The sequence below is a fragment of the Mycolicibacterium llatzerense genome, assembly GCF_000878195.1.
In the GTDB taxonomy this organism is placed as follows: Bacteria; Actinomycetota; Actinomycetes; order Mycobacteriales; family Mycobacteriaceae; genus Mycobacterium; species Mycobacterium llatzerense.
This window is the reverse complement of sequence record NZ_JXST01000016.1, coordinates 1-24,132: the sequence shown is the minus strand read 5'-3', so window position 1 is coordinate 24,132 and position 24,132 is coordinate 1. Positions and strand designations below refer to the sequence as shown.

General features: G+C 67.1%; 28 protein-coding genes. 19 read left to right on the top strand and 9 right to left on the bottom strand.

The genetic code is table 11. The annotated features are described in order from the left end of the window. The first annotated feature begins 334 nt into the window (after positions 1-334). The 3 genes from hpf to secA all read left to right on the top strand — a co-directional run bounded on the left by hpf (position 335) and on the right by secA (position 4,289). Complete coding sequence (hpf, locus tag TL10_RS12780; RefSeq protein ID WP_166651322.1) at positions 335-970, top strand: ribosome hibernation-promoting factor, HPF/YfiA family; 636 nt, start codon at positions 335-337, stop codon at positions 968-970. A gap of 102 nt (positions 971-1,072) precedes the next feature. After that, positions 1,073-1,399 (top strand): DUF2834 domain-containing protein, encoded by a 327-nt coding sequence (locus TL10_RS12775; protein ID WP_234711443.1) that lies wholly within the window; start codon positions 1,073-1,075, stop codon positions 1,397-1,399. A gap of 121 nt (positions 1,400-1,520) precedes the next feature. Further along, positions 1,521-4,289 (top strand): preprotein translocase subunit SecA, encoded by a 2,769-nt coding sequence (gene secA, locus TL10_RS12770; protein WP_043392407.1) that lies wholly within the window; start codon positions 1,521-1,523, stop codon positions 4,287-4,289. 8 nt (positions 4,290-4,297) lie between these two features. On the opposite strand, the gene TL10_RS12765 is transcribed toward secA, so the two are convergent. Continuing rightward, positions 4,298-4,798, bottom strand: coding sequence for an Rv3235 family protein (locus TL10_RS12765; RefSeq protein WP_043985938.1), 501 nt, complete (start codon positions 4,796-4,798; stop codon positions 4,298-4,300). A 184-nt stretch (positions 4,799-4,982) separates the two neighbouring features. Here TL10_RS12765 and TL10_RS12760 point away from each other — a divergent pair, with 184 nt between their 5' ends. The 6 genes from TL10_RS12760 to TL10_RS12735 all read left to right on the top strand — a co-directional run bounded on the left by TL10_RS12760 (position 4,983) and on the right by TL10_RS12735 (position 10,888). Then, positions 4,983-6,395: a WS/DGAT/MGAT family O-acyltransferase gene (locus tag TL10_RS12760; RefSeq protein ID WP_043392412.1), complete on the top strand. Its 1,413-nt coding sequence runs from the start codon at positions 4,983-4,985 to the stop codon at positions 6,393-6,395. A 19-nt stretch (positions 6,396-6,414) separates the two neighbouring features. Next, positions 6,415-7,269 (top strand): polyphosphate kinase 2, encoded by an 855-nt coding sequence (ppk2, locus tag TL10_RS12755; RefSeq protein ID WP_043985937.1) that lies wholly within the window; start codon positions 6,415-6,417, stop codon positions 7,267-7,269. A gap of 6 nt (positions 7,270-7,275) precedes the next feature. Continuing rightward, on the top strand, positions 7,276-7,812 hold the full coding sequence (locus TL10_RS12750; protein WP_192830226.1) for a DUF6912 family protein: 537 nt from the start codon (positions 7,276-7,278) through the stop codon (positions 7,810-7,812). 111 nt (positions 7,813-7,923) lie between these two features. Further along, positions 7,924-9,066: a ferredoxin reductase gene (locus tag TL10_RS12745; RefSeq protein WP_043985977.1), complete on the top strand. Its 1,143-nt coding sequence runs from the start codon at positions 7,924-7,926 to the stop codon at positions 9,064-9,066. A gap of 95 nt (positions 9,067-9,161) precedes the next feature. Beyond that, complete coding sequence (locus tag TL10_RS12740) at positions 9,162-10,421, top strand: fatty acid desaturase family protein (protein WP_043392420.1); 1,260 nt, start codon at positions 9,162-9,164, stop codon at positions 10,419-10,421. A 56-nt stretch (positions 10,422-10,477) separates the two neighbouring features. Further along, a complete protein-coding gene (locus TL10_RS12735) occupies positions 10,478-10,888 on the top strand; it encodes a hypothetical protein (RefSeq protein ID WP_234711442.1) in 411 nt (136 codons plus the stop codon). 1 nt (position 10,889) lies between these two features. Here TL10_RS12735 and rsgA read toward each other — a convergent pair whose 3' ends face one another. Next, positions 10,890-11,870 carry a ribosome small subunit-dependent GTPase A gene (gene rsgA, locus TL10_RS12730; protein WP_043392423.1) on the bottom strand — a complete coding sequence of 327 codons (981 nt, stop codon included), beginning with the start codon at positions 11,868-11,870 and terminating at the stop codon, positions 10,890-10,892. 1 nt (position 11,871) lies between these two features. Next, complete coding sequence (gene aroA / locus TL10_RS12725; RefSeq protein WP_043985935.1) at positions 11,872-13,146, bottom strand: 3-phosphoshikimate 1-carboxyvinyltransferase; 1,275 nt, start codon at positions 13,144-13,146, stop codon at positions 11,872-11,874. Between the two features lie 18 nt (positions 13,147-13,164). Between aroA and TL10_RS12720 the strand changes: the two genes are divergently transcribed. Further along, positions 13,165-13,995, top strand: coding sequence for an SOS response-associated peptidase (locus TL10_RS12720; RefSeq protein WP_043392428.1), 831 nt, complete (start codon positions 13,165-13,167; stop codon positions 13,993-13,995). Continuing rightward, positions 13,992-15,461 (top strand): DUF7059 domain-containing protein, encoded by a 1,470-nt coding sequence (locus TL10_RS12715; RefSeq protein ID WP_043392430.1) that lies wholly within the window; start codon positions 13,992-13,994, stop codon positions 15,459-15,461. The genes TL10_RS12720 and TL10_RS12715 overlap by 4 nt, the downstream gene beginning before the upstream one ends. 15 nt (positions 15,462-15,476) lie before the next feature. Here the strand turns inward: TL10_RS12715 and TL10_RS12710 are convergent, their stop codons facing one another. Then, the gene (locus tag TL10_RS12710; RefSeq protein WP_043392918.1) at positions 15,477-16,235 is read right to left on the bottom strand and encodes a class I SAM-dependent methyltransferase; all 759 of its coding nucleotides are present in this window, start codon (positions 16,233-16,235) and stop codon (positions 15,477-15,479) included. 66 nt (positions 16,236-16,301) lie between these two features. Between TL10_RS12710 and TL10_RS12705 the strand changes: the two genes are divergently transcribed. From TL10_RS12705 to TL10_RS12695, 3 genes are read left to right on the top strand one after another with little or no spacing between them, the layout of a single operon-like run. Continuing rightward, a complete protein-coding gene (locus TL10_RS12705; protein WP_043392432.1) occupies positions 16,302-16,535 on the top strand; it encodes a hypothetical protein in 234 nt (77 codons plus the stop codon). Continuing rightward, the gene (locus tag TL10_RS12700; RefSeq protein WP_043985934.1) at positions 16,532-17,416 is read left to right on the top strand and encodes an oxygenase MpaB family protein; all 885 of its coding nucleotides are present in this window, start codon (positions 16,532-16,534) and stop codon (positions 17,414-17,416) included. Before TL10_RS12705 ends, TL10_RS12700 begins: the two co-directional genes overlap by 4 nt. Next, positions 17,416-17,661 carry a hypothetical protein gene (locus TL10_RS12695; protein ID WP_043392435.1) on the top strand — a complete coding sequence of 82 codons (246 nt, stop codon included), beginning with the start codon at positions 17,416-17,418 and terminating at the stop codon, positions 17,659-17,661. The genes TL10_RS12700 and TL10_RS12695 overlap by 1 nt, the downstream gene beginning before the upstream one ends. A 24-nt stretch (positions 17,662-17,685) precedes the next feature. On the opposite strand, the gene TL10_RS12690 is transcribed toward TL10_RS12695, so the two are convergent. Together TL10_RS12690 and TL10_RS12685 are read right to left on the bottom strand one after the other, a co-directional pair. Further along, positions 17,686-18,534: an SDR family oxidoreductase gene (locus TL10_RS12690; protein ID WP_043392437.1), complete on the bottom strand. Its 849-nt coding sequence runs from the start codon at positions 18,532-18,534 to the stop codon at positions 17,686-17,688. Positions 18,535-18,557: 23 nt separating this feature from the next. Next, on the bottom strand, positions 18,558-19,049 hold the full coding sequence (locus TL10_RS12685; protein ID WP_043392440.1) for an aminoacyl-tRNA deacylase: 492 nt from the start codon (positions 19,047-19,049) through the stop codon (positions 18,558-18,560). A gap of 210 nt (positions 19,050-19,259) precedes the next feature. On the opposite strand from TL10_RS12685, the gene TL10_RS12680 reads away from it, so the two are divergent. Both TL10_RS12680 and rsrA read left to right on the top strand, forming a co-directional pair. Further along, the gene (locus tag TL10_RS12680; protein WP_192830225.1) at positions 19,260-19,916 is read left to right on the top strand and encodes a sigma-70 family RNA polymerase sigma factor; all 657 of its coding nucleotides are present in this window, start codon (positions 19,260-19,262) and stop codon (positions 19,914-19,916) included. After that, positions 19,916-20,227 (top strand): mycothiol system anti-sigma-R factor, encoded by a 312-nt coding sequence (gene rsrA, locus TL10_RS12675; RefSeq protein ID WP_043392444.1) that lies wholly within the window; start codon positions 19,916-19,918, stop codon positions 20,225-20,227. The genes TL10_RS12680 and rsrA overlap by 1 nt, the downstream gene beginning before the upstream one ends. A gap of 79 nt (positions 20,228-20,306) precedes the next feature. Here the strand turns inward: rsrA and TL10_RS32090 are convergent, their stop codons facing one another. Continuing rightward, positions 20,307-20,381, bottom strand: a complete 75-nt coding sequence (locus TL10_RS32090) for a 50S ribosomal protein bL37 (RefSeq protein ID WP_085976028.1) — start codon at positions 20,379-20,381, stop codon at positions 20,307-20,309. Between the two features lie 137 nt (positions 20,382-20,518). Here TL10_RS32090 and TL10_RS12670 point away from each other — a divergent pair, with 137 nt between their 5' ends. Together TL10_RS12670 and TL10_RS12665 are read left to right on the top strand one after the other, a co-directional pair. Next, a complete protein-coding gene (locus tag TL10_RS12670) occupies positions 20,519-20,734 on the top strand; it encodes a biotin/lipoyl-binding carrier protein (protein ID WP_043392924.1) in 216 nt (71 codons plus the stop codon). A 25-nt stretch (positions 20,735-20,759) separates the two neighbouring features. Continuing rightward, a complete protein-coding gene (locus tag TL10_RS12665; RefSeq protein WP_043392447.1) occupies positions 20,760-22,253 on the top strand; it encodes a two-component system sensor histidine kinase PdtaS in 1,494 nt (497 codons plus the stop codon). Between the two features lie 186 nt (positions 22,254-22,439). Here TL10_RS12665 and whiB1 read toward each other — a convergent pair whose 3' ends face one another. Next, on the bottom strand, positions 22,440-22,694 hold the full coding sequence (whiB1, locus tag TL10_RS12660) for a transcriptional regulator WhiB1 (protein ID WP_043392449.1): 255 nt from the start codon (positions 22,692-22,694) through the stop codon (positions 22,440-22,442). Positions 22,695-22,945: 251 nt separating this feature from the next. Further along, positions 22,946-23,935, bottom strand: a complete 990-nt coding sequence (locus TL10_RS12655) for a diacylglycerol/lipid kinase family protein (protein WP_043392928.1) — start codon at positions 23,933-23,935, stop codon at positions 22,946-22,948. On the opposite strand from TL10_RS12655, the gene TL10_RS32085 reads away from it, so the two are divergent. After that, positions 23,893-24,132, top strand: a 240-nt coding sequence (locus tag TL10_RS32085) for a YchJ family metal-binding protein (protein ID WP_423136065.1), incomplete at its 3' end; no start/stop codon positions are given. The two genes, TL10_RS12655 and TL10_RS32085, sit on opposite strands and share 43 nt — an antisense overlap.

Genomic DNA, 24,132 nt, shown 5'->3' with positions numbered 1-24,132 from the left:
GCCTGGACACGGTCCGCCGGGTACCTACATCAACTCGATATGAAGTTCTCAAAACCGGTATGCGAAATCGGTGGCACGACTAGGTGAACTCGGACTACCGTCGGCTGCAACGACCCGTGAAGCCTCACGGCGGTACCGGCATATTCACTCGGTACCAAAATCGCTGACAGCGGTAGGAGGTGAGTACTTCAACACCTCGCGCCGGGCTGCGGCGACTTGCAGACCCGCTCGGCGCGTAGTTCAGACCGTGTGCAAGAAGCGCACACGCACACTGCGAGAGAGAAGCGAGTTGCCAAGCATGTCAACCCAATCCGTGGATTCTGCCCGCTCGACCATGTTTGCCGACGACACCGAGCCTGCGCCCGAACCGCACGCCGACGTTGTCGTCAAGGGCCGTAACGTCGAAGTCCCCGAACATTTCCGCATCTACGTTTCCGAGAAACTCTCCCGATTGGAGCGTTTCGATCGCACCATCTATCTGTTCGACGTCGAACTCGACCACGAGAAGAACCGACGCCAGCGCAAGAACTGCCAGCACGTGGAGATCACCGCCCGTGGCCGTGGACCGGTCGTACGTGGCGAAGGGTGCGCGGACAGCTTCTACGCGGCGCTCGAATCGGCCGTCGGCAAACTCGAGAACCGGCTGAGGCGCAGCAAGGACCGCCGCAAGATTCACTACGGCGACAAGACCCCGGTAGGGCTCGCGGAGGCGACGTCCATCGTCCCGCCCGAGGACCTGCCCGCAACGCCGAGCCAGGCCGCCTCCGCCGACCTCGATGACCACGTTCCGGGTCAGGTGGTCCGCGTCAAGGAGCACCCGGCGAACCCGATGACGGTGGACGACGCGCTCTACGAGATGGAGCTGGTCGGACACGACTTCTTCCTGTTCCACGACAAGGAGAGCGATCGGCCGACGGTGGTCTACCGCCGACACGCCTACGACTACGGATTGATCCGACTGGGTCAGTAGTCCGACCTACCGCCGAGACTGCGGTGTCGGCGCCGATACGGCGCCGGCACCGCAGTTTTGCGTGATACTCCCTTGATGACGGGGACTCGGCGAAATTTGTGCGTGGCCTACGGTGTGATCGCCCTGATCGCTTTGATCGCCACGTGGTGGCACAACATCGCGTACTTCAAGACCGGCGGCAACCTGCTCGAATTCTTCCAGCAGGGATACCTGAATCACGCGACCAGTTCGTTGACCAATGACCTGATGCTGCTCGGGGTGTCCGCGGTCGTGTTGATGGTGGTGGAGGCGCGTCGGGTCGGGGTCAGGTATGTGTGGGCATACGTGGCGCTGAGCTTCGTCGTCGCGATCAGCGTGGCGTTTCCGCTTTTCCTCATCGCCCGCGAGCGAGCCCTTGGCGCTCGTGAGTCGGGCTCCGCCCGCTCGTAGGCCACGTTCGGCGGGGCCCGGCACCTCGTACGCCTACGATGGTTGTCGCTGAGAGTCCATTGAGTTGCTCGCGCGCCCGTCGAAGGCAGTGTGAGCCTGTGAAGGTACAGGGGTTGTTGCCGTGCTGTCGAAGTTGCTCCGCATCGGTGAAGGTCGCATGGTCAAGCGCCTGCAAAAGGTCGCCGCCTATGTCAACACCTTGTCCGATGACGTCGAGAAGCTGTCGGACGACGAGCTGCGCGGCAAGACCGACGAGTTCAAGAAGCGCATCGCCGACGGCGAGTCGCTCGACGACCTGCTGCCCGAAGCCTTCGCGGTCGCCCGCGAGGCGGCCTGGCGCGTGCTGGACCAGCGCCACTTCGACGTCCAGGTGATGGGCGGCGCCGCGCTGCACTACGGCAACGTCGCCGAGATGAAGACCGGTGAGGGCAAGACCCTGACCTGTGTGTTGCCGGCCTACCTCAACGCGCTCGCCGGCAAGGGCGTGCACGTCGTCACCGTCAACGACTACCTGGCCAAGCGCGACAGCGAGTGGATGGGCCGCGTGCACCGCTTCCTCGGCCTGGAGGTCGGGGTGATCCTGTCGCAGATGACGCCGGAGGAGCGCCGCGCCGCGTACAACGCCGACATCACGTACGGCACCAACAACGAGTTCGGCTTCGACTACCTGCGCGACAACATGGCGCACTCGACCGACGACATGGTGCAGCGGGGCCACAACTTCGCCATCGTCGACGAGGTCGACTCGATCCTCATCGATGAGGCCCGTACCCCGCTGATCATCTCGGGCCCGGCCGACGGTGCGTCGAACTGGTACACCGAGTTCGCTCGCATCGCGCCGCTCATGGAGAAGGACGTCCACTACGAGGTCGACATCCGCAAGCGCACCATCGGTGTGCACGAGGCCGGTGTCGAGTTCGTCGAGAACCAGCTGGGCATCGACAACCTCTACGAGGCCGCCAACTCGCCGCTGGTCAGTTACCTGAACAACGCCGTCAAGGCCAAGGAACTGTTCCAGCGCGACAAGGACTACATCGTCCGTGACGGCGAGGTCGTCATCGTCGACGAGTTCACCGGCCGCGTGCTGGTCGGTCGCCGCTACAACGAAGGCATGCACCAGGCCATCGAGGCCAAGGAGCACGTCGAGATCAAGGCCGAGAACCAGACGCTGGCCACCATCACGCTGCAGAACTACTTCCGCCTCTACGACAAGTTGTCCGGCATGACCGGTACCGCCGAGACCGAGGCCGCCGAGCTGCACGAGATCTACAAGCTCGGTGTGGTGCAGATTCCGACCAACCGCGAGATGGTGCGGCAGGACCAGTCCGACCTCATCTACAAGACTGAAGAGGCCAAGTACATCGCCGTCGTCGACGACGTGCAGGAGCGCTACGAGAAGGGCCAGCCGGTCCTGATCGGTACCACCAGCGTGGAGCGGTCGGAGTACCTGTCCAAGCAGTTCACCAAGCGCCGCATCCCGCACAACGTGCTCAACGCCAAGTACCACGAGCAGGAAGCGAGCATCATCGCCGAGGCCGGCCGGCTGAAGGCCATCACGGTCGCCACCAACATGGCCGGTCGCGGTACCGACATCGTGTTGGGCGGCAACGTCGACTTCATCACCGACGCGCGCCTGCGCAAGCGCGGTCTGGACCCCGTCGAGACCCCCGAAGAGTACGAAGCGGCCTGGCACGAGGAGCTGCCGAAGGTCAAGGAGCTGGTCGAGGAAGAGGCCAAGAAGGTCCGCGAGGTCGGTGGCCTGTACGTGCTGGGCACCGAGCGCCACGAGTCCCGTCGTATCGACAACCAGCTGCGCGGCCGCTCCGGCCGTCAGGGCGACCCGGGCGAGTCCCGGTTCTTCCTGTCGCTGTCCGACGAGCTGATGCGCCGCTTCAACGGTGCCACCCTCGAGGCGCTGCTGACCCGGCTGAACCTGCCGGACGACGTGCCGATCGAGGCCAAGATGGTGACCCGCGCGATCAAGAGCGCGCAGACCCAGGTCGAAGGGCAGAACTTCGAGGTCCGCAAGAACGTCCTCAAGTACGACGAGGTGATGAACCAGCAGCGCAAGGTCATCTACCGCGAGCGCAAGATGATCCTGGAGGGCGACGACCTTTCCGGCGAGGCGCACCAGATGCTGGTCGACGTCATCACCGCGTACGTCGACGGCGCCACCGCCGAGGGCTACGCCGAGGACTGGGACCTGGCCAAGCTGTGGGACGCGCTCAAGACGCTGTACCCGGTCGGCCTGGACCACCACGACCTGGTCGACTCCGACGCGATCGGCGAGCCGGGCGAGCTGACCCAGGAAGAGCTGCGCAACGCCCTGATCGCCGACGCCGAAAAGGCTTACGCCAAGCGCGAAGCCGACCTGGAGGCCATCGCCGGACCGGGTGCCATGCGGCAGCTCGAGCGCAGCGTCCTGCTCAACGTCATCGACCGCAAGTGGCGTGAGCACCTCTACGAGATGGACTACCTCAAGGAAGGCATCGGCCTGCGTGCCATGGCGCAGCGCGACCCGCTGGTCGAGTACCAGCGCGAGGGCTTCGACATGTTCACCGGCATGCTCGACGGGCTGAAAGAAGAGTCGGTCGGGTTCCTGTTCAACGTGCAGGTCGAGGCACAGCAATCGCCGCAGGTGGCCCCGGTCGCCGCGCCGCAGGGGTTGGCGCAGTTCGCCGCCGAGGCCGAGCAGAGCGCTGCTGAAGAGCAGGCTGCACCGGCTGCGTTGCGCGCCAAGGGAATCGAGAACAAGGCGCCGGCCATGACGTACACCGGTCCGGGTGAGGACGGGTCCGCCGAGGTCCGCCGTGAGGGCGGCCGGCACGCGGCCGGTCCGGGTTCGCGTCGCGAGCGTCGGGATGCCGCGCGCAAGCAGAAGCGCCGCTGACCAACCGGTTAACCCAGCTGCAGGGCCACGAATTGCCAACGCCCGCCGACGATTTCGATACGGCCGGCGGCAGCGTGCAGTCGTGGCCCGCGGCTGAAGGTGGCGAACACTTCGATCGCCGTGGCCAGCCCGTCCTGTTCGCGGGCGGTGCGTAGCCGTACCCGCCGCAGCACTGCCACGCCGTCGGTCCGGGTGTGGCGGGGCCAGGACGACATGGCGTCGAACAGCGTCGCGGTGACCAGTGGCCGCAGCTGCGCCATCGGCCGGCGCCGGTCGCTGACCTCCAGGACCCGGCGCAGCACGGTATCGGCGAACACCAGTGCGGCTGTGGGCGGTGCTGCCTCGAGCTGACATTCGACGACGGATGCTGCAGCGCAGTCTGGTCCTCGACCCGACACCACACGCAGCCGGTTGACGGCACGATCCGTCGTGCCCGCCTCGATCGGCGTCGGCTCGTAATCGACGATCGGCGCCGTCGGATCGATGTCGATGCGGGTCGATGCGGTCATGACAATCTCTCCAGCGATAGGTCCGGTGCGTGCGGCGCATCTGCTGGAGAGTTGCAGACCGCTAAATCATCGCACCGGTTTCACCTGGCGCTCGACGCCAATTCGCCAGTCCGGTGCTGCACGGGACAGGCCCCGGGGATACCGTGACGGAGTCCTGCCGGAGGTGTGAGGAGGAGCGGGCTGCATGGTGACCCGGTTGTCGGCGTCAGACGCGTCGTTCTACGGGCTAGAAGACTCCTCGACACCCATGTATGTCGGGACGCTGTCCATCCTGCGGCGGCCGCGGGCCGGCCTGAGCTACGAGACCCTGCTGGCGAACGTCGAGGCCAGACTCCCGCAGATCCCGCGCTACCGGCAGAAGGTCCGCGAGGTCACGCTCGGCCTGGCCCGGCCGGTCTGGGTCGACGACCGCGACTTCGACATCACCTACCACATCCGGCGTTCGGCGCTGCCGTCTCCGGGCAGCGATGCCCAGCTCCATGACCTGGTGGCCCGGCTGGGGTCGCGGCCCCTGGACAAGACCCGGCCGCTATGGGAGATGTGCCTGGTCGAGGGGCTCTCCGACAACCGCCTCGCGATCTACACCAAGACCCACCAGGCCCTCGTCAACGGCATGACGGCGCTGGAGATCGGGCACGTCATCGCCGACCGGACCCAGAAGCCGCCCGAGTTCGGCGAGGACATCTGGATCCCTGGACGTGAACCCAGCGACGTCTCGCTGCTGCTGGGCGCAATCGGTGAGTGGATCACCCGGCCGACGGCCCAGTTGGCCGCGGTGCAGTCGGCGGCGGCCGACATGATCTCCAGCACCGAACAGTTCGTCGAGGCCGGCCGGCGGGTCATCGACATGGCCCGCACGATGGTGCGGGGCACCGCCCCGAGCAGCCCACTGAACGCCACCGTCTCCCGCAACCGGCGGTTCACCGTCGCCAAGCACGAGCTCGAGGAGTACCGCCAGCTGCGGACCCGCTTCGACTGCGACGTCAACGACGTGGTGCTGTCGGTGGTGACCGGCGCGCTGCGCAACTGGTTGATGTCCCGCGGCCAATCGGTATCGACGGGCCTGACGGTGCGGGCCATGGCGCCGATGTCGGTGTACCCCGAGACCGACCACCTGGAGTCCGCAGGCCCCGGGCAGGCGATCAGCGAGGTGACGCCCTTCCTGGTGGACCTGCCGGTGGGGGAGAACAACGCGCTGGTCCGGCTGTCCCAGATCGCGCACGCCACCGAGACCCAGGCCACCACGACCACGCCGGTCGACGCACGCACCATCGTCACGCTGTCGGGTTTCGCGCCGCCGACGCTGCACGCCATGGGCACCCGTGTCGCGACGAGCTTCCCGGCGCGCCAGTTCAACCTGTTGATCACCAACGTGCCGGGCGCGCAGAAACAGATGTACGTCGCCGGCACCAAGCTGCTGGACACCTACGCGGTGCCGCCGCTGCTGAACAATCAGGTGCTGGCGCTGGGCATCACGTCCTACAACGGCAGCCTCTACTACGGCATCAACGCCGACCGCGAGGCCATGAGCGACGTCGACGTGTTCCCCAGCCTGCTGCGCGAGGCACTCGACGAGCTGCGGGAAACCGCACGCTGATTCCACGAAGGGGGTAGGGGTGGCCAACGAAGGCAAGGACCGGAAGCGCGCCAAGAAGGCCCGCAAGATCCCGAATGACGTCTACGAAGCCGAGATTTTCCGGCTGCAGACCGAGCTGGTGAAGCTGCAGGAGTGGGTGCGCGCCTCCGGCGCGCGCGTCGTGATCGTCTTCGAGGGCCGCGACGCCGCGGGCAAGGGCGGCACCATCAAGCGCGCCACCGAATACCTCAGTCCCCGCATCGCACGGGTCGCGGCGCTGCCGGCGCCCAGTGACCGGGAACGGGGCGAGTGGTACTACCAGCGCTACATAGCGCACCTGCCGGCCAAAGGCGAGATCGTGCTGTTCGACCGGTCCTGGTACAACCGGGCCGGCGTGGAGAAGGTCATGGGGTTCTGCACCCCGCAGGAACACGCGCTGTTCCTGCGGCAGACCCCGATCTTCGAGCAGATGCTGATCGACGACGGGATCATGCTGCGCAAGTACTGGTTCTCGGTGTCGGACGCGGAGCAGCTCAAGCGGTTCCGGTCTCGCATGAACGACCCGGTGCGCCAGTGGAAGCTGTCGCCGATGGACCTGGAGTCGGTGTACCGCTGGGAGGACTACTCGCGGGCGAAGGACGAGATGATGGTCCATTGCGACACCCCGCAGAGTCCGTGGTTCGTCGTCGAATCGGATATCAAGAAGCACGCGCGGCTGAACATGATCGCGCATCTGCTGTCCACGATCCCGTACACCGCGGTCGACCACGCGAAGGTGGAGCTGCCCGAGCGGCCGGTGGTGACGGGCACGTACGTCCGGCCGTCGCGTGAGCTCACCACCTATGTGCCAGATCACGTGGCCGAGCTGATGGGCGATCCCGAGAGATCCCTTTAGAGTGCCCTGGTGCGCGTCTACATTCCGGCGACCCTGGCCATGCTCTCGCAACTCGTGGCCGACGGGGCGATGCCGGCCCGCAGCGGTACCGCGTTCGCGGTGACGCCGACCCTGCGTGAGGCGTACTCGCACGGAGACGAGGACGAGCTCGGCGAGATCGCGCTGCAGGAAGCGGCGCTGGCATCGCTACGGCTGCTCGCCGGCGAGGGCGTGGGCGAGGCCGGCGGGGAAGGCGTGGAAGGCGGGTTGCCGCCGCGGCGCGCGGTGCTGGTGGCCCAAGTGGACGGGGTCGACGGTGTCGTACTCCGCCCCGATCTGGACGACGCGGTGGTGCGGCTGGCCGGGCCGGTCGCGCTGGCCGACGTGATCGCGGTGTACGTCGACAACTCGACGGCCGAGCCGGCGGTGCTTGCTGCGGTGGCCGCCGTCGACGCTGCCGACCTGGGTGACGAGGACGCCGAGCTCACTGTCGGAGATGCTCAGGATCATGATCTGGCGTGGTACGCCGCTCAAGAGTTACCGTTCTTGTTGGAGCTGCTGTAGCCCTCGATTGTGGCCGGCGGGGGTAGCTACTTGCGCGTAGGTTACGGTACCGTAGGTTAAGGCGAGCTGGTCGGGACGCGACCAGTGGTGACCACCTGAGCGGGAGTGAACGTGGCCAAGAACGACATCAAGATCTCGGCCAATGTCGTCAATACGGTGCGGCCCACGGTGGCCGGCGCCAAGGAACGGCCGGGCTGGCACGCACTGCGCACCATCGTCGCGCGCATCACCACACCGCTGTTGCCGGACGACTATCTCAAGCTGGTCAATCCGCTGTGGTCGGCGCGCGAGCTGCGCGGCAAGGTCGTCGACGTCCGGCAGGAAACCGAGGATTCGGCGACCCTGGTGATCAAGCCGGGCTGGGGCTTCTCGTTCGACTACCACCCGGGCCAGTACATCGGCATCGGCCTGCTCATGGACGGCCGGTGGCGCTGGCGTTCGTACTCGCTGACCTCGAGCCCGGTGGAGTCGCACAGCGACCACACCATCACCATCACGGTGAAGGCCATGCGCGAGGGGTTCCTGTCGACCCACCTGGTCGGTGGCGTGGCGCCCGGGACCATCGTGCGGCTGGCGGCGCCGCAGGGCGAGTTCGTCATGCCGGACCCCGCGCCCGGCAAGGTGCTGTTCCTGACCGCCGGCTCGGGCATCACCCCGGTGATGTCGATGCTGCGCACCCTGGCGCGCCGGGACCAGATCACCGACATAGTCCACCTGCACTCGGCCCCGACCGAGGCCGACGTCATCTTCGCCGACGAATTGGCGCAGCTGGCCAAGGATCACCCGAGCTACCAGCTGCGGGTGCGGGCCACGCGTACCGACGGGCGCCTGGACCTGGCCAAGCTCGACGACGAGGTCGCCGATTGGCGGACGCGGGAAGCGTGGGCGTGTGGCCCGGAGGCCATGCTCCACGACGCCGAGCGTGAGTTCGAAGCGGCGGGGCTCGGGGTGCGGCTGCACCTGGAGCGTTTCGCGGCGTCGCGCGCTGCGGTCGACGGCACCGGCGGTTCGGTGACGTTCGAGCGCAGCGGCAAGACCGTCGTCGCCGATGCGGCGACGTCGCTGATGGAGGCCGGTGAACAGGCCGGCGTTCGGATGCCCTTTGGCTGCCGGATGGGCATCTGCCAGTCGTGTGTAGTGAGTTTGCTGGACGGTCACGCGCGGGATCTGCGCACGGGTGAGGAACGAGAGCCCGGGAGTCGAGTGCAGACCTGCATTTCGGCTGCGGCCGGCGACTGTGTGTTGGATATTTAACCCAGCAGCAGAATTGGGAAATCTAGAGTTAGCTGGCTAGAAACCTACTATGCCGTAGGTTACGCTAGCGTAGGTATTTGGGAAGGAGGTCGACAATGGCAGTGACTGATGTACCGGAATTCGTGCACCTGACCGAAGCTGATATCGAGGCTTTGGGCAATGAGCTCGACGCGATCCGCCAAGATATCGAGGAATCCCGCGGCGTCCGCGACGCGCGATACATCCGCCGCACCATCGCGGCACAGCGTGCTCTCGAGGTAGCCGGGCGCCTGCTGTTGTTGCGCAGCTCGAAGCGGTCGTTCTGGTGGGCCGGGGCGAGCACGCTGGGCGTGGCCAAGATCGTCGAGAACATGGAGATCGGCCACAACGTCATGCACGGCCAGTGGGACTGGATGAACGATCCCGAGATTCACTCCTCGACGTGGGAGTGGGACATGAGCGGCGCGTCCAAGCACTGGCGGTTCACCCATAACTTCATGCACCACAAGTACACAAACATCTTGGGCATGGACGACGATGTGGGCTACGGCGTCATCCGGGTCACCCGCGATGCGAAGTGGCGGCCGTTCAATCTCTACGGCAATCTGCTCTTCAACACACTGCTGGCGATCGGTTTCGAGTGGGGCGTCGGCCTGCAGCACCTGGAGCTCGGCAAGATCTTCAAGGGCCGCGACGACCGCAAGGCCACGATGGTTCGGGTGCGGGAATTCGGCGTCAAGGCTGCGCAGCAGCTGACCAAGGACTACGTCGCGTACCCCGCGATCACGTCACTGTCGCCGGGTGCCACGTTCAAGTCGACGCTCAGGGCCAACGCGGTGGCCAACGTCATCCGCAACGTGTGGTCGAACGCGGTGATCTTCTGCGGCCATTTCCCGGATGGCGCAGAGAAATTCACCAAGACCGACATGGTGGGTGAGTCGCGCGGCCAGTGGTACCTGCGCCAGATGCTGGGCAGTGCCAACTTCAACTCTGGTCCGGTGTTGCGCTTCATGAGCGGCAACCTGAGCCACCAGATCGAGCATCACCTGTTTCCGGATCTGCCGAGCAACCGGTATGCCGAGATCTCGATCCGGGTGCGGGCGCTGTGCGAGAAGTACGACCTGCCCTACACCACCGGGCCGTTCCTCGTGCAGTACGCCAAGACCTGGCGCACCATCGCCAAGCTGTCGTTGCCGGACAAGTTCCTGCAGGACACCTCGGACGATGCGCCGGAGACCCGCAGCGAGCGGATGTTCGTCGAGCTCGACGAGAGCTTCGGCGCCGTCGACCCGGCGACCGGCAACAAGCGCGGTCTGAAGACGGCCATCCGCACCGTGCGCAGCCGTCGTGCGGCCAAGCGCATGGCTGCGGCCTAGCAACGCGAGTGAAAACCCCCAAAACCACCCGGTTTTGGGGGTTTTCGCGTTTCCTCGTGGTGGTGCTCGGGGCGGTGATCGCCGTCGGCTGCTCGCCAGGACAGGCGCGGCCCGACACCGAATCCGCGCAACTCGGCCATGAGTTCGTCCTCGGCGGTGGGCAGGAAGCGGTGCTCGACGGCGCCGGACTGCGGCTGAAATTCGATCGGGTGCTTGATGATTCGCGCTGTCCCAAGCGGGTGTCGTGTGTGTGGACGGGCGCGGCCCACATCGCGGTGATCGCCACGCCCGACGGTCAGCCGCCGACCACGCTGGAGTTCAACACGAACCCGGCACCGGGCCAGACTCACCTGACCGAGACGGTCGGCGGGTACACCGTCGAATTGCGTTCACTGGACCCGTATCCCGAGATTCCCGGGACCATTCCGCTGCCGGATTACCGGGCCACCATGCTGGTGGTCCGCTGAGCTAGTACGTCGGTTCGTTGAGTACCGCGAGCAGGCTCCGGGCGGCGACGACGCGGTCGACGGCCGGGCCGGTGAGCGCGTCCAGTGCGCATTCCGGATCGGCGGGCGGGCCCATGTGCCCGCAGCCGCGGGGGCAGTCCTCGATGGCCTCGGCGAGGTCGGAGAACGCCAGCAGCACGTCGTCGGGCTTGATGTGCGCGAGGCCGAAGGACCGGATGCCCGGGGTGTCGACGACCCAGCCGGACCCGGCCAGCGGCAGCGCCACCGACTGCGTCGAGGTGTGCTTGCCCTTGCCGACGCCCGACACCGCACCGATGGCCCGATCTGCGTGCGGCACAAGGCGATTCACCAACGTGGACTTGCCCACGCCGGAGTGTCCGAGCAGCACCGTCACCTGACCTTCGAGCAGCGGTGCCACCACATCGAGGGGGTCGTCGCGCCCGGCGGTCAGCACCGTCAGGTCGAGGCCGGCGAATTCGGCGGCGAACGGCTCGGCCGGCGCCAGATCGTTCTTCGTCAGACACAGGATCGGCCGCAGGCCGCCGGTGTAGGCGGCGATCAGCGCGCGCTGCACCAGCCCGGCACGCGGCGGCGGGTCGGCCAGCGCGACCACCATCAGCAGCTGGTCGGCATTGGCGACGACCACACGTTCGGTCGGGTCGGTGTCATCGGCGGTGCGGCGCAACACGGTTCGGCGTTCGTCGCGGCGGACGATGCGGGCCAGGGTGTCGGGTTTTCCTGAAAGGTCGCCGACGATGCCCACCGAGTCGCCGACGACGATCGGCGTGCGGCCCAGTTCGCGGGCCCGCATCGCGGTGACGATGTGGTCGGGATTGCCGTCGAGCGCACAGCCCCAGCGGCCGCGGTCGACGGTGACGACCATGGCCGCTTCGGCGTCGGCGTGGGTCGGCCGGTTCTTGGTGCGGGGACGTGAACCTTTGCCCGAGCGCACCCGGACATCTGATTCGTCGTACTCCCGCAAGCTATTTCCCGGCCAGCAGGTCTGCCCACATACCCGGGAAGTCGGGCAGCGTCTTGGCTGTGGTGCCGATGTCCTCCACCTGCACACCGGGCACGCGCAGCCCGATGATCGCGCCGGCGGTGGCCATGCGGTGGTCGGCGTAGGACCGCCAAAGGCCTTCGTGCAGTGGCACGGCCGTGATCACCAGACCGTCGTCGGTCTCGCGGCACTGGCCGCCCAGTCCGTTGATCTCGTTGGTCAGCGCGGCCAGCCGGTCGGTCTCGTGCCCACGCAGATGCGCGATGCCCGAGAGCGTCGACACCGAACCTGGGCTGGCGAGCGCGGCCAGCGCGGCCATCGACGGCGCCAGCTCGCCGACGGCCTTCAGGTTGGCCTCGAAGCCCGGGTAGCTCTGCGCACCCCTGACCTCCAGATGCGAATCGACAACCTGGACAGAGGTATTCAGCTTGCCCAGGAGCTCCAGGATGTCGCCGGACGGCTGCACGCTCTGGGTCGGCCAGTGGGCCAGCCGCACCGTGCCACCCGTCACCGCGGCGGCGGCCAGGAACGGCACCGAGTTCGATAGATCGGGCTCGATGGCCCAGTGTCGCGCCGCGATCGGGCCGGCCGACACATGCCAGCGGTTCGGCTCGCTGTCGTCGACCTCGACACCCGCGTCGCGCAGCATCGTGATGGTCATTTCGATGTGCGGCTGCGACGGCACCGTCTCACCGGTGTGGATGACCGTCAGTCCCGAGCGGAAAGTGGCTCCCGACAACAAGAGCCCGGACACGAACTGCGACGACGACGATGCGTCGATCCGCACCTCGCCGCCGGCCACCGATCCGGTGCCGGAGACGGTGAACGGCATGCCGTCGCCGTCGATGTCGACGCCGAGACCGCGCATCGCGTCCAGTAGCGGGGTGATGGGGCGGGTCTTGGCCTGCTCGTCGCCATCAAAGACAACGTGTCCGGTGCCCTGCGCCGCCACCGGCGGGACGAACCGCAGCACGGTGCCGGCCAGCCCGCAGTCGATGCGCACGTCCCCAGTAGGAGCGATGGCGCCGCCGACGGTCAGCTCGGTGCCGTCTCCGGCGATCGTCACGCCGAGCGCCTGCAGCGCGCCGATCATCAGGTTGGTGTCGCGGCTGCGCAGTGCGCCGCTGACGGTCGAGGTGCCCTGCGGGGTGGCCAGGGCCGCCAGGATCAGCGCCCGATTGGTCTGCGACTTCGATCCCGGCACGGTGACAGTGGCCTGCACCGGACCGGTCACCGACGGTGCGGGCCAGGTTTCCATGCCCCTATCCTGCCTGGTATGTGCGGGCGATTTGCAGTCACCACCGACCCGGCGCTGCTGGCGGCGAAAATCCAGGCTCTGGATGAGAGCGCCGCCAAGGTGTCCGACCCGGCGAAAGACGGCGGTGAGCAGGGCAGCACCCTGCCTTCGGCCAACTACAACGTCGCGCCCACCACGACCATCAGCAGCGTCGTGCGGCGGCATTCCGAGCCCGGCGACGAGCCAACCCGCCGGGTCCGGTCGATGCGCTGGGGCCTGATCCCGCCGTGGGTCAAGACGACGGCCGATGGTGCGCCCGACACCAAGGGACCGCTGTTGATCAACGCGCGCGCCGAGACGCTGACCACGTCACCGGCGTTCCGCGGTTCGGCGAAATCGAAGCGCTGCCTCATCCCGATGGACGGCTGGTACGAATGGCGGCCCAACCCGGCTGCCGAGGGCAAGAAGGCCACGAAGACGCCGTTCTACATGCACGCTGCCGACGACGAGCTGTTGTTCATGGCGGGATTGTGGTCGACGTGGCGGCCGAGAGGGGCGAGCGAAGCGACGGGAGAAGGGGCAGGTGCGTCCCGCGACAGTCTTCCACTGGTCAGCTGCACCATCATCACGACGGAGTCGGTCGGGCCGCTGGCCGGCATCCACGACCGCATGCCGCTGACCATCAGCGCCGGCGACTGGGACCGCTGGCTGGACCCCGACGCGCCCATCGACGAAGGCCTGCTGCGCGGGCACGGCGACCTGGACCGGATCGTCACTCGTGAGGTGTCGAAGTTGGTCAACAGCATTCGCAACAATGGCCCGGAACTGATCGAGCCCGCCGACTCCGAATCCGAAGGAACGCTGTTTTGACCGCCCTGGATCCCTTGCTCGTGGAAGCTCTCGGCGCTGACCTGCGCTCTGCCGGGTACACCACCGACGGGGTGGCCGAACTGCTCGGTGACGACGCCAATGCGGCCCTCGGCCGGGGTGCGTGGTGGCCGGCGCTGCGTGCCACCGCGGACGGCAGCCGGCTGGCCACGCTGATCCGGCTGTTCCTGCTCGGCACCGACGAACCGGCCGAGCAGGTGCGGGCCGCGTTCCCCTCGACCAGCCTGGCCGAGCTGGCGGCAGCCGGCGTGCTGGAGGTGACGGACACCGTCCGGGCGGCCCTCGACATTCGTCCGCATTCAGACGGGGAACGCGACTTCTACGTCGTCTCCGACCAGGATGCCGCCCTGCGCGCAGGACCCGTGGAGCATGAGCATGTCCTCGGCATCGGGGGTGCGTCGATGTCGTTGGCGCGGGCCGTGATTCGGACCCCGGTGCAGCGCGCGCTCGACCTGGGCACCGGCTGCGGTATCCAGGCGCTGCACCTGAACGGTCACTGCGCCGACATCGTGGCCACCGACACCAACCCGCGGGCGCTGGCGCTGGCGCAGGCCACTGCGGGGCTCAACGGGATGTCCTGGGATCTGCGGCCCGGCAGCCTCTTCGACCCCGTGGCGGGGGAGCGCTTCGACCTCATCGTGTCCAACCCGCCCTTCGTGGTCGGCGCGGGCGCCCAGGACTACATCTACCGCGATTCGGGCGTCGCCGGCGATGGGTTGTGCCGCACCATCATCCAGAACGTCGGCAGTTACCTGAACCCTGGCGGCACCGCCCAGATCATGGCCAATTGGATTGTCCGGGAAGATGACTGGCGGACCCGGGTGCAGGACTGGCTGGCCGGCACGGGGCTGCACGCCTGGGTGGTGCAGCGGGAACTGGCCGACCCGGTCAGCTATGTGTCGTTGTGGCTGGCCGACGCCGGCGAGTCTGCGGAACAGATCGCGCAGCGCGGGGCGGACTGGTTGGACTGGTTCGACGCCGAAGGCATCACCGGGATCGGTATGGGCCTCATCTCGCTGCGCGTGCCGCGCCCCGGCGAGGAGCCCGAACAGATCCTCGAGGAGATCACCGACGAACCCATCACCGGCACTGAGGTGGAAGCGTTCTTCGCGCGCCGGGCTTACCTGCGCGACACCTCGGACGACGAGCTGCTCGCCGCCCGCCTGTCCACCGCGCCGGTGCTGCTGGAGCAGCATTCGCTGCCGGGGCCGGACGGCTGGCAGGAGATCGGTTGTGCGGTCCGTCGTCCCGGCGGTCCGGGTGCGGTGCTCGGGGTGGACGAAGTGCTGACGGCCCTGCTGGCCGGGTGTCGCGGTGAGGTGCCGTTGGGCACGCTCATCGGGCTGCTGGCCGCCCATCACGGTGTTGACGCCGACGCTCTTGCCGAGGCCGCGATGCCGGAAATCCGTGAGGCCATCGGCCGCGGAATCCTCTACCAGGCCAGCTGAGTTCAGCGGCAGCCCTCACCGGCGTTGCGCCGTGATCACCGCGTACGGCGCGTCGAAAGCGACCGTCCCGTCGGATGATTCGTGGGCCGTGAACGCCGCGGCGAATGCGTCGACGAGCCGGGCGCGGGTGGCGTCGTCCAGGTAGGTCAAGGTTGTGACGTGCATGGGCGATTCATCGGTGACGAACCGCACCGCGTCGGCGACGGAACCGAATTGCCAAATGAGCACGCGGTTTTCGATGGTCACGTCGGTGAAGTCGGCATCCAGCCGCTGGTGTACCAGCTCGGGCAGGCCCCACTGGTCGGGGGAGTACGGGCCTGGTTCCGGCTGGCCGAGCACTTCGATAACCGGGGTGAAGAACGGATTGTCGACGGCCTTTACCCACGTCGAAAATCCGAGGGCACCGCCGGGTTTGAGCAGCCGGCCCAGCTCCGCGACCATGGCGGCCGGCTCGACGAAGATGATGCCCATGTTCGACACCGCCGTGTCGAAAGCGGCGTCGGGCAAACCGGTCGCGGACGCGTCGGCGGCCACCCACTCGACCACGTCGCCGCCGGGCTTGGCAGCGGCGATGGCCAGCAGCTCGGGGGTGATGTCGACACCGGTGACCTGGGCGCCGAGGGCGGCGGCGTGCAGCGACGCGTTGCCGGTCCCGCAGGCCAGGTCGACGAGTGCGGTGCCGGGCCCGGCCGACACCGCGGAGACGACCTCCGTGGCGATGGGCGCGATGAATTCGGCGACGGCTTCATACCGTCCGACTGACCAGGTCGACATGCGGCCACTGTAGGCCTCCCGAAGCGGCTTTCCGGCTGTTGCCATGCGGGTTACGGTGAAATCAACATGACCGACAACGACGAGCCCGCCGGCGGCGTTTTCAGTTTCGAGATGACGATCGCCGAGTGGCTGGGCTCCGCCGTCATGCTGGCGGCGCCGTATCTGGTGCTCGGCGTGCTGTGGGCTGTTACCCACACCGGCGCGTTCGAGGCGGCGCACGGCCTGGACCGCGTGCTGGTCTTCGTGCGAACCGTGGTGTTCTGGCCGATGTTGCTGCTGACGAGCATGTGCCTGCCATGACCGGCGAAACGCCGGCATTGGCCCTCGCGGACTGCCGCATCCAGATTCGGCGCCGCACCGCACGGTGGGACGAGTATCCGGTGACGATCGCCGATGCCGCCGATTTCTGGGGCGCGGCGGCCAGCGCAGCCAACGTCATCATGCAGCTGTCGTGGCCGGGTGTCGGGTACGGGGTGGTGGAGAGCAAGGTCGATTCGGGGAATCTGCTCAAGCATCCGTGGAAGCGGGCCCGCACCACATTTCAGTACCTCGCGGTGGCCGTCCTCGGTACTGACGAGGACCGGGCGGCCATGCGCAAGGCGGTCGACTCGGCGCACCGCCAGGTGCAGTCCGGCCCGGACAGCCCGGTGCGCTACAACGCTTTTGACCGCGATCTGCAGATGTGGGTCGCCGCATGCCTGTTCGTCGGCATGGAGGACGTCTATCAACTGCTGCGCGGCGAGCTGACACCCGAACTTGCCGAGCAGTTCTACCGGTCCGCCGCGCCGCTCGGCACCACGCTGCAGGTCACCGACGACCAGTGGCCCGCCGGTCGCGCCGAGTTCGACGATTACTGGACCGCGGCCTGTGCCAAGGTGGCCATCGATGACACCGTCCGTCGGTACCTCACCGAACTGGTGCGGTTGCGGATGATCAATCCCGTTCTGGCCCTGGCGTTTCGGCCCCTGCTGGCGTTCCTGACCGCCGGTTTCCTGGCGCCGGTCTTCCGGGACGCGATGGGCATGTCGTGGGGCGGCGGCCGTCAGTATCTGTTCGAAACGCTGTTCCGGCTGGTCGCTTTCGTCAACCGGTTCCTGCCGCTGTTCATCCGGCAGGCCGGCAGCTACGTGCTGTTGGCCTACGTGCGCAGGCAGATTCGCCGCGATGGGGAGTTGATCTGATGCGCCGGTTGCTCAGCCGCCGGGTCAGCGTCGGCGCGATGGCCGAATTCCTGCTGTGGCTGGCGCTGCCGTACCTGCTGGTGGGGATGGCGTGGACGTTTATGCACCCGCATGCGGTGGAACAGGTGCAGAAGCAGTGGGACCGGGCGTTTCCCGCTGTCGCGCCGCTGGCCGCACTCGTGGAGGTGACGGTGGCGTGGCCACCGATGGTCACGGGTGTGGAGATCTGCCCGGCGGCTGATTAGCGCCGGGCAGATCGGCCGATCGGACTACGGGCCGGTGTATCCCGGCGGGTTGGGGGTATCGACCCAGAGATCGACGCCGAGGTCGGCGTTGGGGGTGCAGTTGTACACCGACAGGTCGGTGACGCCGGATTCCAGCAGTACGTCCTCGCACAGCAGGCTCTGCCCGGTGTATTCGCGGGCGGGCTTGTTGAAGATCGCGTAGGCGGCGTCGGAGTACACCTCGGGGCGGCGGGCCTTGGCCATCGCCTCGTCACCACCGAGCAGGTTCTGCACCGCGGCGGTGGCGACCAGGGTGCGCGGCCACAGGGTGTTCGAGGCGATACCGGCCTCGCGCATTTCCTCGGCGATGCCCAATGCGCACAACGTCATTCCGTACTTGGCCATCATGTAGGCGGTCGGCTTCAGCCACTCGGATTCCATCCGGATCGGCGGCGAAAGGGTCAGGATGTGCGGGTTCTCGCGGCCCTTCATGTGGGGGATACAGGCTTGCGAGACGGCGTAGGTGCCACGGATCTGGATGCCGTTCATGAGGTCGAAGCGCTTCATCGGCACTTCCTCGATGGAGCCGAGGTTGATCGCCGAGGCGTTGTTGACGCAGATGTCGATGGCGCCGAACTGCTCGACCGCCTGGGCCACCGCCGCGGTGACCGAGTCGGGGTCGCGGACGTCGCCGACGATCGGCAGCGCCTGGCCGCCGGCCTCTTCGATCTCCTTGGCCGCCGTGTAGACGGTGCCGTCGAGCTTGGGATGGGGCTCGGCGGTCTTGGCGAGCAGCGCGACATTGGCGCCGTCGGCCGCGAACTTCTTCGCGATGGCCAAACCGATGCCACGGCTGGCACCGGAGATGAACATGGTCTTCCCGGACAGTGTCATGCGCACACCCTATGCCGCCGGAGTTACCGCGGAGTACATATCTCGGCGGTCACCGCTGATGTGGCGGTCACCAGGTCGGTCGGGGCCAACACGATGTCCAGCCCGCGCTTGCCCGCACTACACAGCACCCGGTCCCAGCCCAGCGCCGACTCGTCGACGACCGTTGGCAGCGACTTGCGTTGTCCCAGTGGGGAAATGCCGCCCACGACGTATCCCGTGGTGCGTTGTGCCGCTGCCTGCTCGGCCATCTCCGCCTTCGGCACGCCGAGCGCCGCCGCCGCGGCCTTGAAGGAGAGCTTGTCGGGCACCGGCAGCACCGCGACGGCCAGGCCGCCGGGGATCGCCAGCACCAGCGTCTTGAAAATCTGCGCCGCGGCGAACCCTGCTGCCGCGAGTTCCTTGACGGCCTCGTCGCCGAACGACGTCGCCCGCGGGTCGTGCCGGAATTGCCGAATTTCGTAGCTGATCCCGGCGGCCTGCAGGGCCTTGATCGCCGGGGTTGCCGCGCTCGCCATGGCAGGCAAGCCTAGAGGCCGGGAACAAGTGCACGGTGCAGCGCTGTTACTCCCGTCAGCATGGTCAATTAATGGCTGGCGAACTTGTCGGTCGCAGCCTCTAGGATCGGACGGAAGGGGACACAGGTGCCAACGGCATGTCTGGAACGTCCGGTCGAGTTGCCGGACCTGTTGCGTGGCGCCGCGACAGAAGGGACGGTCTCGACCACGATGACCGACATCGACGGACTGGGTTCCGCAGTGACGGAGCATGAGTCCGGGGGACAGGCGCACGAGAGCGATGCGGAACTGACGGCGCGCTTCGAGCGCGACGCGATTCCGCTGCTTGATCAGCTCTACGGCGGCGCGCTGCGCATGACGCGCAATCCCGCGGACGCCGAGGATTTGGTGCAGGAAACCATGGTCAAGGCCTATTCGGCTTTCCATTCGTTCCGCGCGGGCACCAACCTCAAAGCGTGGCTGTACCGGATCATGACCAACACGTACATCAACAGCTACCGCAAGAAGCAGCGGCAGCCGGCTGAATACCCGACCGACGAGATCACCGACTGGCAGCTGGCGGCCAACGCCGAGCACTCGTCGACCGGTCTGCGTTCGGCCGAGGTTGAGGCGCTCGAGGCGCTGCCGGACACTGAAATCAAGGCGGCGCTGCAAGCGCTGCCGGAGGAGTTCCGGATGGCGGTGTACTACGCCGACGTCGAGGGCTTCCCGTACAAGGAGATCGCCGAAATCATGGATACCCCGATCGGGACGGTGATGTCCCGCCTGCACCGTGGTCGCAAGCAGCTGCGTGAACTGTTGAGCGGCGTCGCCCGGGACCGAGGATTCCTCCGTGGCGAGAGCCTCGACACCCAGGAGGTGTCCTGATGGGCGAGGAGTTCACCCGTCCCGACGGGCACACGTTCGAGCCGCCGATCGGCCCGATCGACCCCGACCATCCCGAATGCGCCGCGGTGATCGCCGAGGTATGGACCCTGCTCGACGGGGAATGCACCACGGAGACGCGCGACAAGCTGCGGTTCCACTTGGAGGAATGCCCCACCTGCCTGCGCCAGTACGGCGTGGAGGAGCGGGTGAAGGCGTTGATTGCCACCAAGTGCAGCGGCGAGAAGGCCCCTGAGGGCCTCCGTGCCAGGCTCAAGCTCGAGATCAGCCGCACCACCATCGTTCGCGGCTGAACGCCCGTCCTGGGCGCTTCCGGACAGACGAAAACCGCCCGGTTCCGTTACGGAGCCGGGCGGTCAGGAAGGCAGCGGGTCAGGCGTTGGGACGCCGACCGTGGTTAGCCTTCGAGTGCTTACGGTCACGCTTCTTGCGGCCACGCTTGGCCATGATGGTCCTCCAAAGGTTCGATTGCTCGCCCTACAGTGTCGCACGGCCACGCCACCCAATTGCAAACCGTGGTGCTGTGGTGCAATAGAGGCCGCAGGCACCGCCTGCGCAAAGACACGGAGACGAGTGGGGTGAAGATGGCCGAGGACGTTCGCGCTGAAATCGTGGCCAGTGTGCTCGAGGTCGTGGTTCGCGAGGGCGACCAGATCGGTGAGGGTGACACGGTGGTGCTCCTCGAGTCGATGAAGATGGAGATTCCGGTGCTGGCCGAGGTTGGCGGCACGGTGACTTCCGTCAACGTGGCCGTCGGCGACGTCATCCAGGCCGGCGATCTGATTGCCGTCATCGGCTAGGTGACCCCCTACCGGATAGCACGCCATGTCCACCCTCGGTGATCTGCTCGCCGAGCACACTGTCCTACCCGGCAATGCCGTCGACCACCTGCATGCCGTGGTCGGAGAATGGCAGTTGCTCGCCGACTTGTCGTTCGCCGATTACCTCATGTGGGTCCGTCGCGATGACGGTGCGCTCGTGTGCGTCGCCCAGATCCGGCCCAACACCGCGCTGACGGTGCTGTTCACCGACGCGGTCGGGACCATCAACTCCGCTGCGGACATGCCGGCCGTCTCGGCGGCCTTCGAGACCGGGCTCATCGGTCGTGGCAAGGAAAACACTGCGGCACAAGGTGATTCGCGGCTGAACCTGGAGGCCGTGCCGGTCCGCTACGGCAACGACGTGGTGGCGGTGCTCACCCACCAGACCGCACTTGCCGACCGTCGCAAGGTGGCGCCGCTCGAGCGGGCCTATCTGGACTGCGCCCGCGACCTGCTCCGCATGCTGGCTGAGGGCACGTTCCCGAACGTCGGCGATGTGCCGATGTCGCGGTCCAGCCCCCGCGTCGGCGACGGCTTGATCCGGCTCGACGTCGACGGGGTGGTGGCCTTCGCCAGCCCCAACGCCATCTCGGCGTATCACCGGATGGGGCTGGTCACCGAGCTCGACGGCCAGAACCTGATCAGCGTCACCCGTCCGCTGATCTCCGATCCCTTCGACGCGCAGGAGCTGGCGAACCACGTCCGCGACCTGCTGGCGGGCGGCTCCAGCATGCGCATGGAGATCGACGCCGGCGGTGCCGCGGTGCTGCTGCGGACCATCCCGCTGTCCGTGGGGGGTCAGGCCGTCGGGGCGGCGGTTCTGGTCCGCGACGTCACCGAGATCAAGCGCCGGGACCGTGCGCTGCTGTCCAAGGACGCCACGATCCGCGAGATTCACCATCGGGTTAAGAACAACCTGCAGACGGTGGCGGCGCTGCTGCGGCTGCAGTCCCGCCGGATGAACAATGCCGAGGCGCGCGAGGCGCTGCTGGATTCGGTGCGCCGGGTGTCGTCGATCGCGCTGGTGCACGACGCGCTGTCGCTGTCGGTGGACGAGGAGGTCAACCTCGATGAGGTGATCGACCGCATCCTGCCGATGATGAACGACCTGGCGTCGCTGGGCGCACCGATCCGGGTGCGCCGGGAGGGCGATCTGGGCGTGCTGGACGCCGACCGGGCGCACGCGCTGATCATGGTCATCACCGAGCTGGTGCAGAACGCCATCGAGCACGCTTTCGATCCGACCACCGCGCAGGGCAGCGTGACCATCAAGTCCGACCGGTCCGCGCGCTGGCTCGACGTCGTGGTGCACGACGACGGACACGGATTGCCAGACGGGTTCACTCTCGAGAACTCGGACCGGCTGGGGCTGCAGATCGTGCAGACGCAGGTGTCGTCGGTGCTGGACGGCACGCTGGCGATGGAAGCCGCGCCGGGCGGCGGTACGGATGTGGTGCTGCGCGTGCCGATCGGCCGCCGCGGCCGAGCCGCGTACTAGGACTGAGCGGCCGAGCCGCGTACTAGGCCTGAGTGGCCGAGCCGCACAACATATTTCGCCGCTCAGTGGCCGCTTGTGGCACGCCCTTGCGTGATTTCCGTGCGATAGCCGGCCGGTCGGCCGTGCCGCTCGGCACAAAAAATGACCCCGGCGATTCGCCGGGGTCATTTTTGAATGCCGTGGTGGCTAGACGCCGGTGCGAGCCTTGGTGCGCGCGTTGCGGCGCTTCAGCGCGCGACGCTCGTCTTCGCTCATACCGCCCCAGACGCCGGCGTCCTGGCCGGACTCCAGCGCCCAGCTCAGGCACTCGGTGGTCACCGGGCAGCGGTTGCACACGAGCTTCGCGTCAGCGATCTGGGCGATGGCCGGGCCGCTGTTTCCCACGGGGAAGAACAGTTCCGGATCCTCGTCCCGACAGACCGCCTTGTGGCGCCAATCCATGGTCAACACTCCTCACTGGGCGCGCAGCAAAGTGCGCAAGGTTTTTTTCACTTCGGCTGTTAACTGGTGCACACGAAATGTTTCTGCACTGTTGCATCTGATGTTTTCACAGGCTGGACAGATGTCAATAGCGACGCGTTAACTCGTGGGCAATGTCACTGCGGACCCGGGTTGGCAGGCCCCTAAACCAGTTGTACTACACTTGGGCCACCTGCGCCCTAAATTTGGCAAACTGTAATCAAGATCGCTGGTCACTGGGCTTTTGCTGGGGGCGCGACCACGTTGAGCGCCTCCGGGACCGCGGTGAACGTCACACTTTCGCGCAGGCCAACGAAATCCCCATCGATCTGGCACGCGACAGGTGTGTCACTTGTCACCCGCAGCCAGGGCAGATCGTCGTCGCGGATCAGATGCGGCCCCTCGATCTGTGGTGTACGCGACAGCATCCGTCGCAGCAATCGAAGGTTGGCCCCGATGCCCATGCTGGTGGTTGCGAAGACGCCCAGTCCGGTCTCGAACGTCGTCGTGGGGTTGGTCCAGACCGGACGGCTGTTGGCGTAGGTCCACGGGCTGGCGTTCGAGACGAAAGCGAAGTGCACGCCGGAGATCGGCTCGTGGCCTGGTAGGTGCAACGTCAACCGCGGGGGTTTCCGGGCGCTGCCGACAGCCTCGCGGATGGCCACCCGGATATACCGCGACGCGGTCACCTTGCGGCCCTTGGCCCGCTGCGCCTCGACGGCAGCCACCACCTCACCGTCGAGCCCCAAGCCGGCGGTGAACACCGACCAGCGGTCGCCGCAGTCCATCAACCCGATCCGCCGCCAGGGAACATCGTGGCGGTACCCATCGCCCTTTCCCGTCGCTTCGCTCGCCCCGTCGAGCAGGTCGACGAGCTGATTGGTCGCCTGCAACGGGTCCGGGCTGATGCCGAGGGCCCTGGCGAAGACGTTCGCCGAGCCGCCGGGCACCACGCCGACCGCGGTGCTGGACGCTCCCGGCACGCCGTTGGCATGCCCCAAGATGCCGTTGACCACCTCGTTCACCGTGCCATCGCCGCCGTGCACGATCACCACATCGGTGCCGTCAGCGGCGGCCTGGTGCCCGATCTCGATGGCGTGGCCCCGGTGGTCGGTATGGGCGACGGTCAGGTCGACGCGGCTTTCCAGCGCATGGGCCAGTAGGTCCCGGCCTGCCGGGGTTGTCGAGGTCGCGTTCGGATTCACGATCAGCACGGCACGCACGGGTCCCGAGCCTATCTGCGCCACGACCGTCGGCAACTCGATCACCCGCCGGCCGGGATCGGGGGCGGCGGGCCGGTGGCGAACACGACCCGACCGGCGTGGTGCAGTTCCGCGCCCAGTACGTGCACGACGGCGGCCGGCACATCCTGCACGAGCGCAGCCGCTTCACCCGCGACCGCGACGGCCGATGGCTGTAC

Excerpts from the sequence above, each read along its gene's own strand:
- hpf (WP_166651322.1), top strand. The coding sequence starts at position 335 with ATGTTTGCCGACGACACCGAGCCTGCGCCCGAACCGCACGCCGACGTT.
- TL10_RS12765 (WP_043985938.1), bottom strand. The coding sequence starts at position 4,798 with ATGACCGCATCGACCCGCATCGACATCGATCCGACGGCGCCGATCGTC.
- TL10_RS12760 (WP_043392412.1), top strand. The coding sequence starts at position 4,983 with ATGGTGACCCGGTTGTCGGCGTCAGACGCGTCGTTCTACGGGCTAGAA.
- TL10_RS12740 (WP_043392420.1), top strand. The coding sequence starts at position 9,162 with ATGGCAGTGACTGATGTACCGGAATTCGTGCACCTGACCGAAGCTGAT.
- aroA (WP_043985935.1), bottom strand. The coding sequence starts at position 13,146 with ATGGAAACCTGGCCCGCACCGTCGGTGACCGGTCCGGTGCAGGCCACT.
- TL10_RS12720 (WP_043392428.1), top strand. The coding sequence starts at position 13,165 with ATGTGCGGGCGATTTGCAGTCACCACCGACCCGGCGCTGCTGGCGGCG.
- TL10_RS12710 (WP_043392918.1), bottom strand. The coding sequence starts at position 16,235 with ATGTCGACCTGGTCAGTCGGACGGTATGAAGCCGTCGCCGAATTCATC.
- TL10_RS12705 (WP_043392432.1), top strand. The coding sequence starts at position 16,302 with ATGACCGACAACGACGAGCCCGCCGGCGGCGTTTTCAGTTTCGAGATG.
- TL10_RS12700 (WP_043985934.1), top strand. The coding sequence starts at position 16,532 with ATGACCGGCGAAACGCCGGCATTGGCCCTCGCGGACTGCCGCATCCAG.
- TL10_RS12695 (WP_043392435.1), top strand. The coding sequence starts at position 17,416 with ATGCGCCGGTTGCTCAGCCGCCGGGTCAGCGTCGGCGCGATGGCCGAA.
- TL10_RS12690 (WP_043392437.1), bottom strand. The coding sequence starts at position 18,534 with ATGACACTGTCCGGGAAGACCATGTTCATCTCCGGTGCCAGCCGTGGC.
- TL10_RS12685 (WP_043392440.1), bottom strand. The coding sequence starts at position 19,049 with ATGGCGAGCGCGGCAACCCCGGCGATCAAGGCCCTGCAGGCCGCCGGG.
- TL10_RS12680 (WP_192830225.1), top strand. The coding sequence starts at position 19,260 with ATGACCGACATCGACGGACTGGGTTCCGCAGTGACGGAGCATGAGTCC.
- rsrA (WP_043392444.1), top strand. The coding sequence starts at position 19,916 with ATGGGCGAGGAGTTCACCCGTCCCGACGGGCACACGTTCGAGCCGCCG.
- TL10_RS12670 (WP_043392924.1), top strand. The coding sequence starts at position 20,519 with ATGGCCGAGGACGTTCGCGCTGAAATCGTGGCCAGTGTGCTCGAGGTC.
- TL10_RS12665 (WP_043392447.1), top strand. The coding sequence starts at position 20,760 with ATGTCCACCCTCGGTGATCTGCTCGCCGAGCACACTGTCCTACCCGGC.
- whiB1 (WP_043392449.1), bottom strand. The coding sequence starts at position 22,694 with ATGGATTGGCGCCACAAGGCGGTCTGTCGGGACGAGGATCCGGAACTG.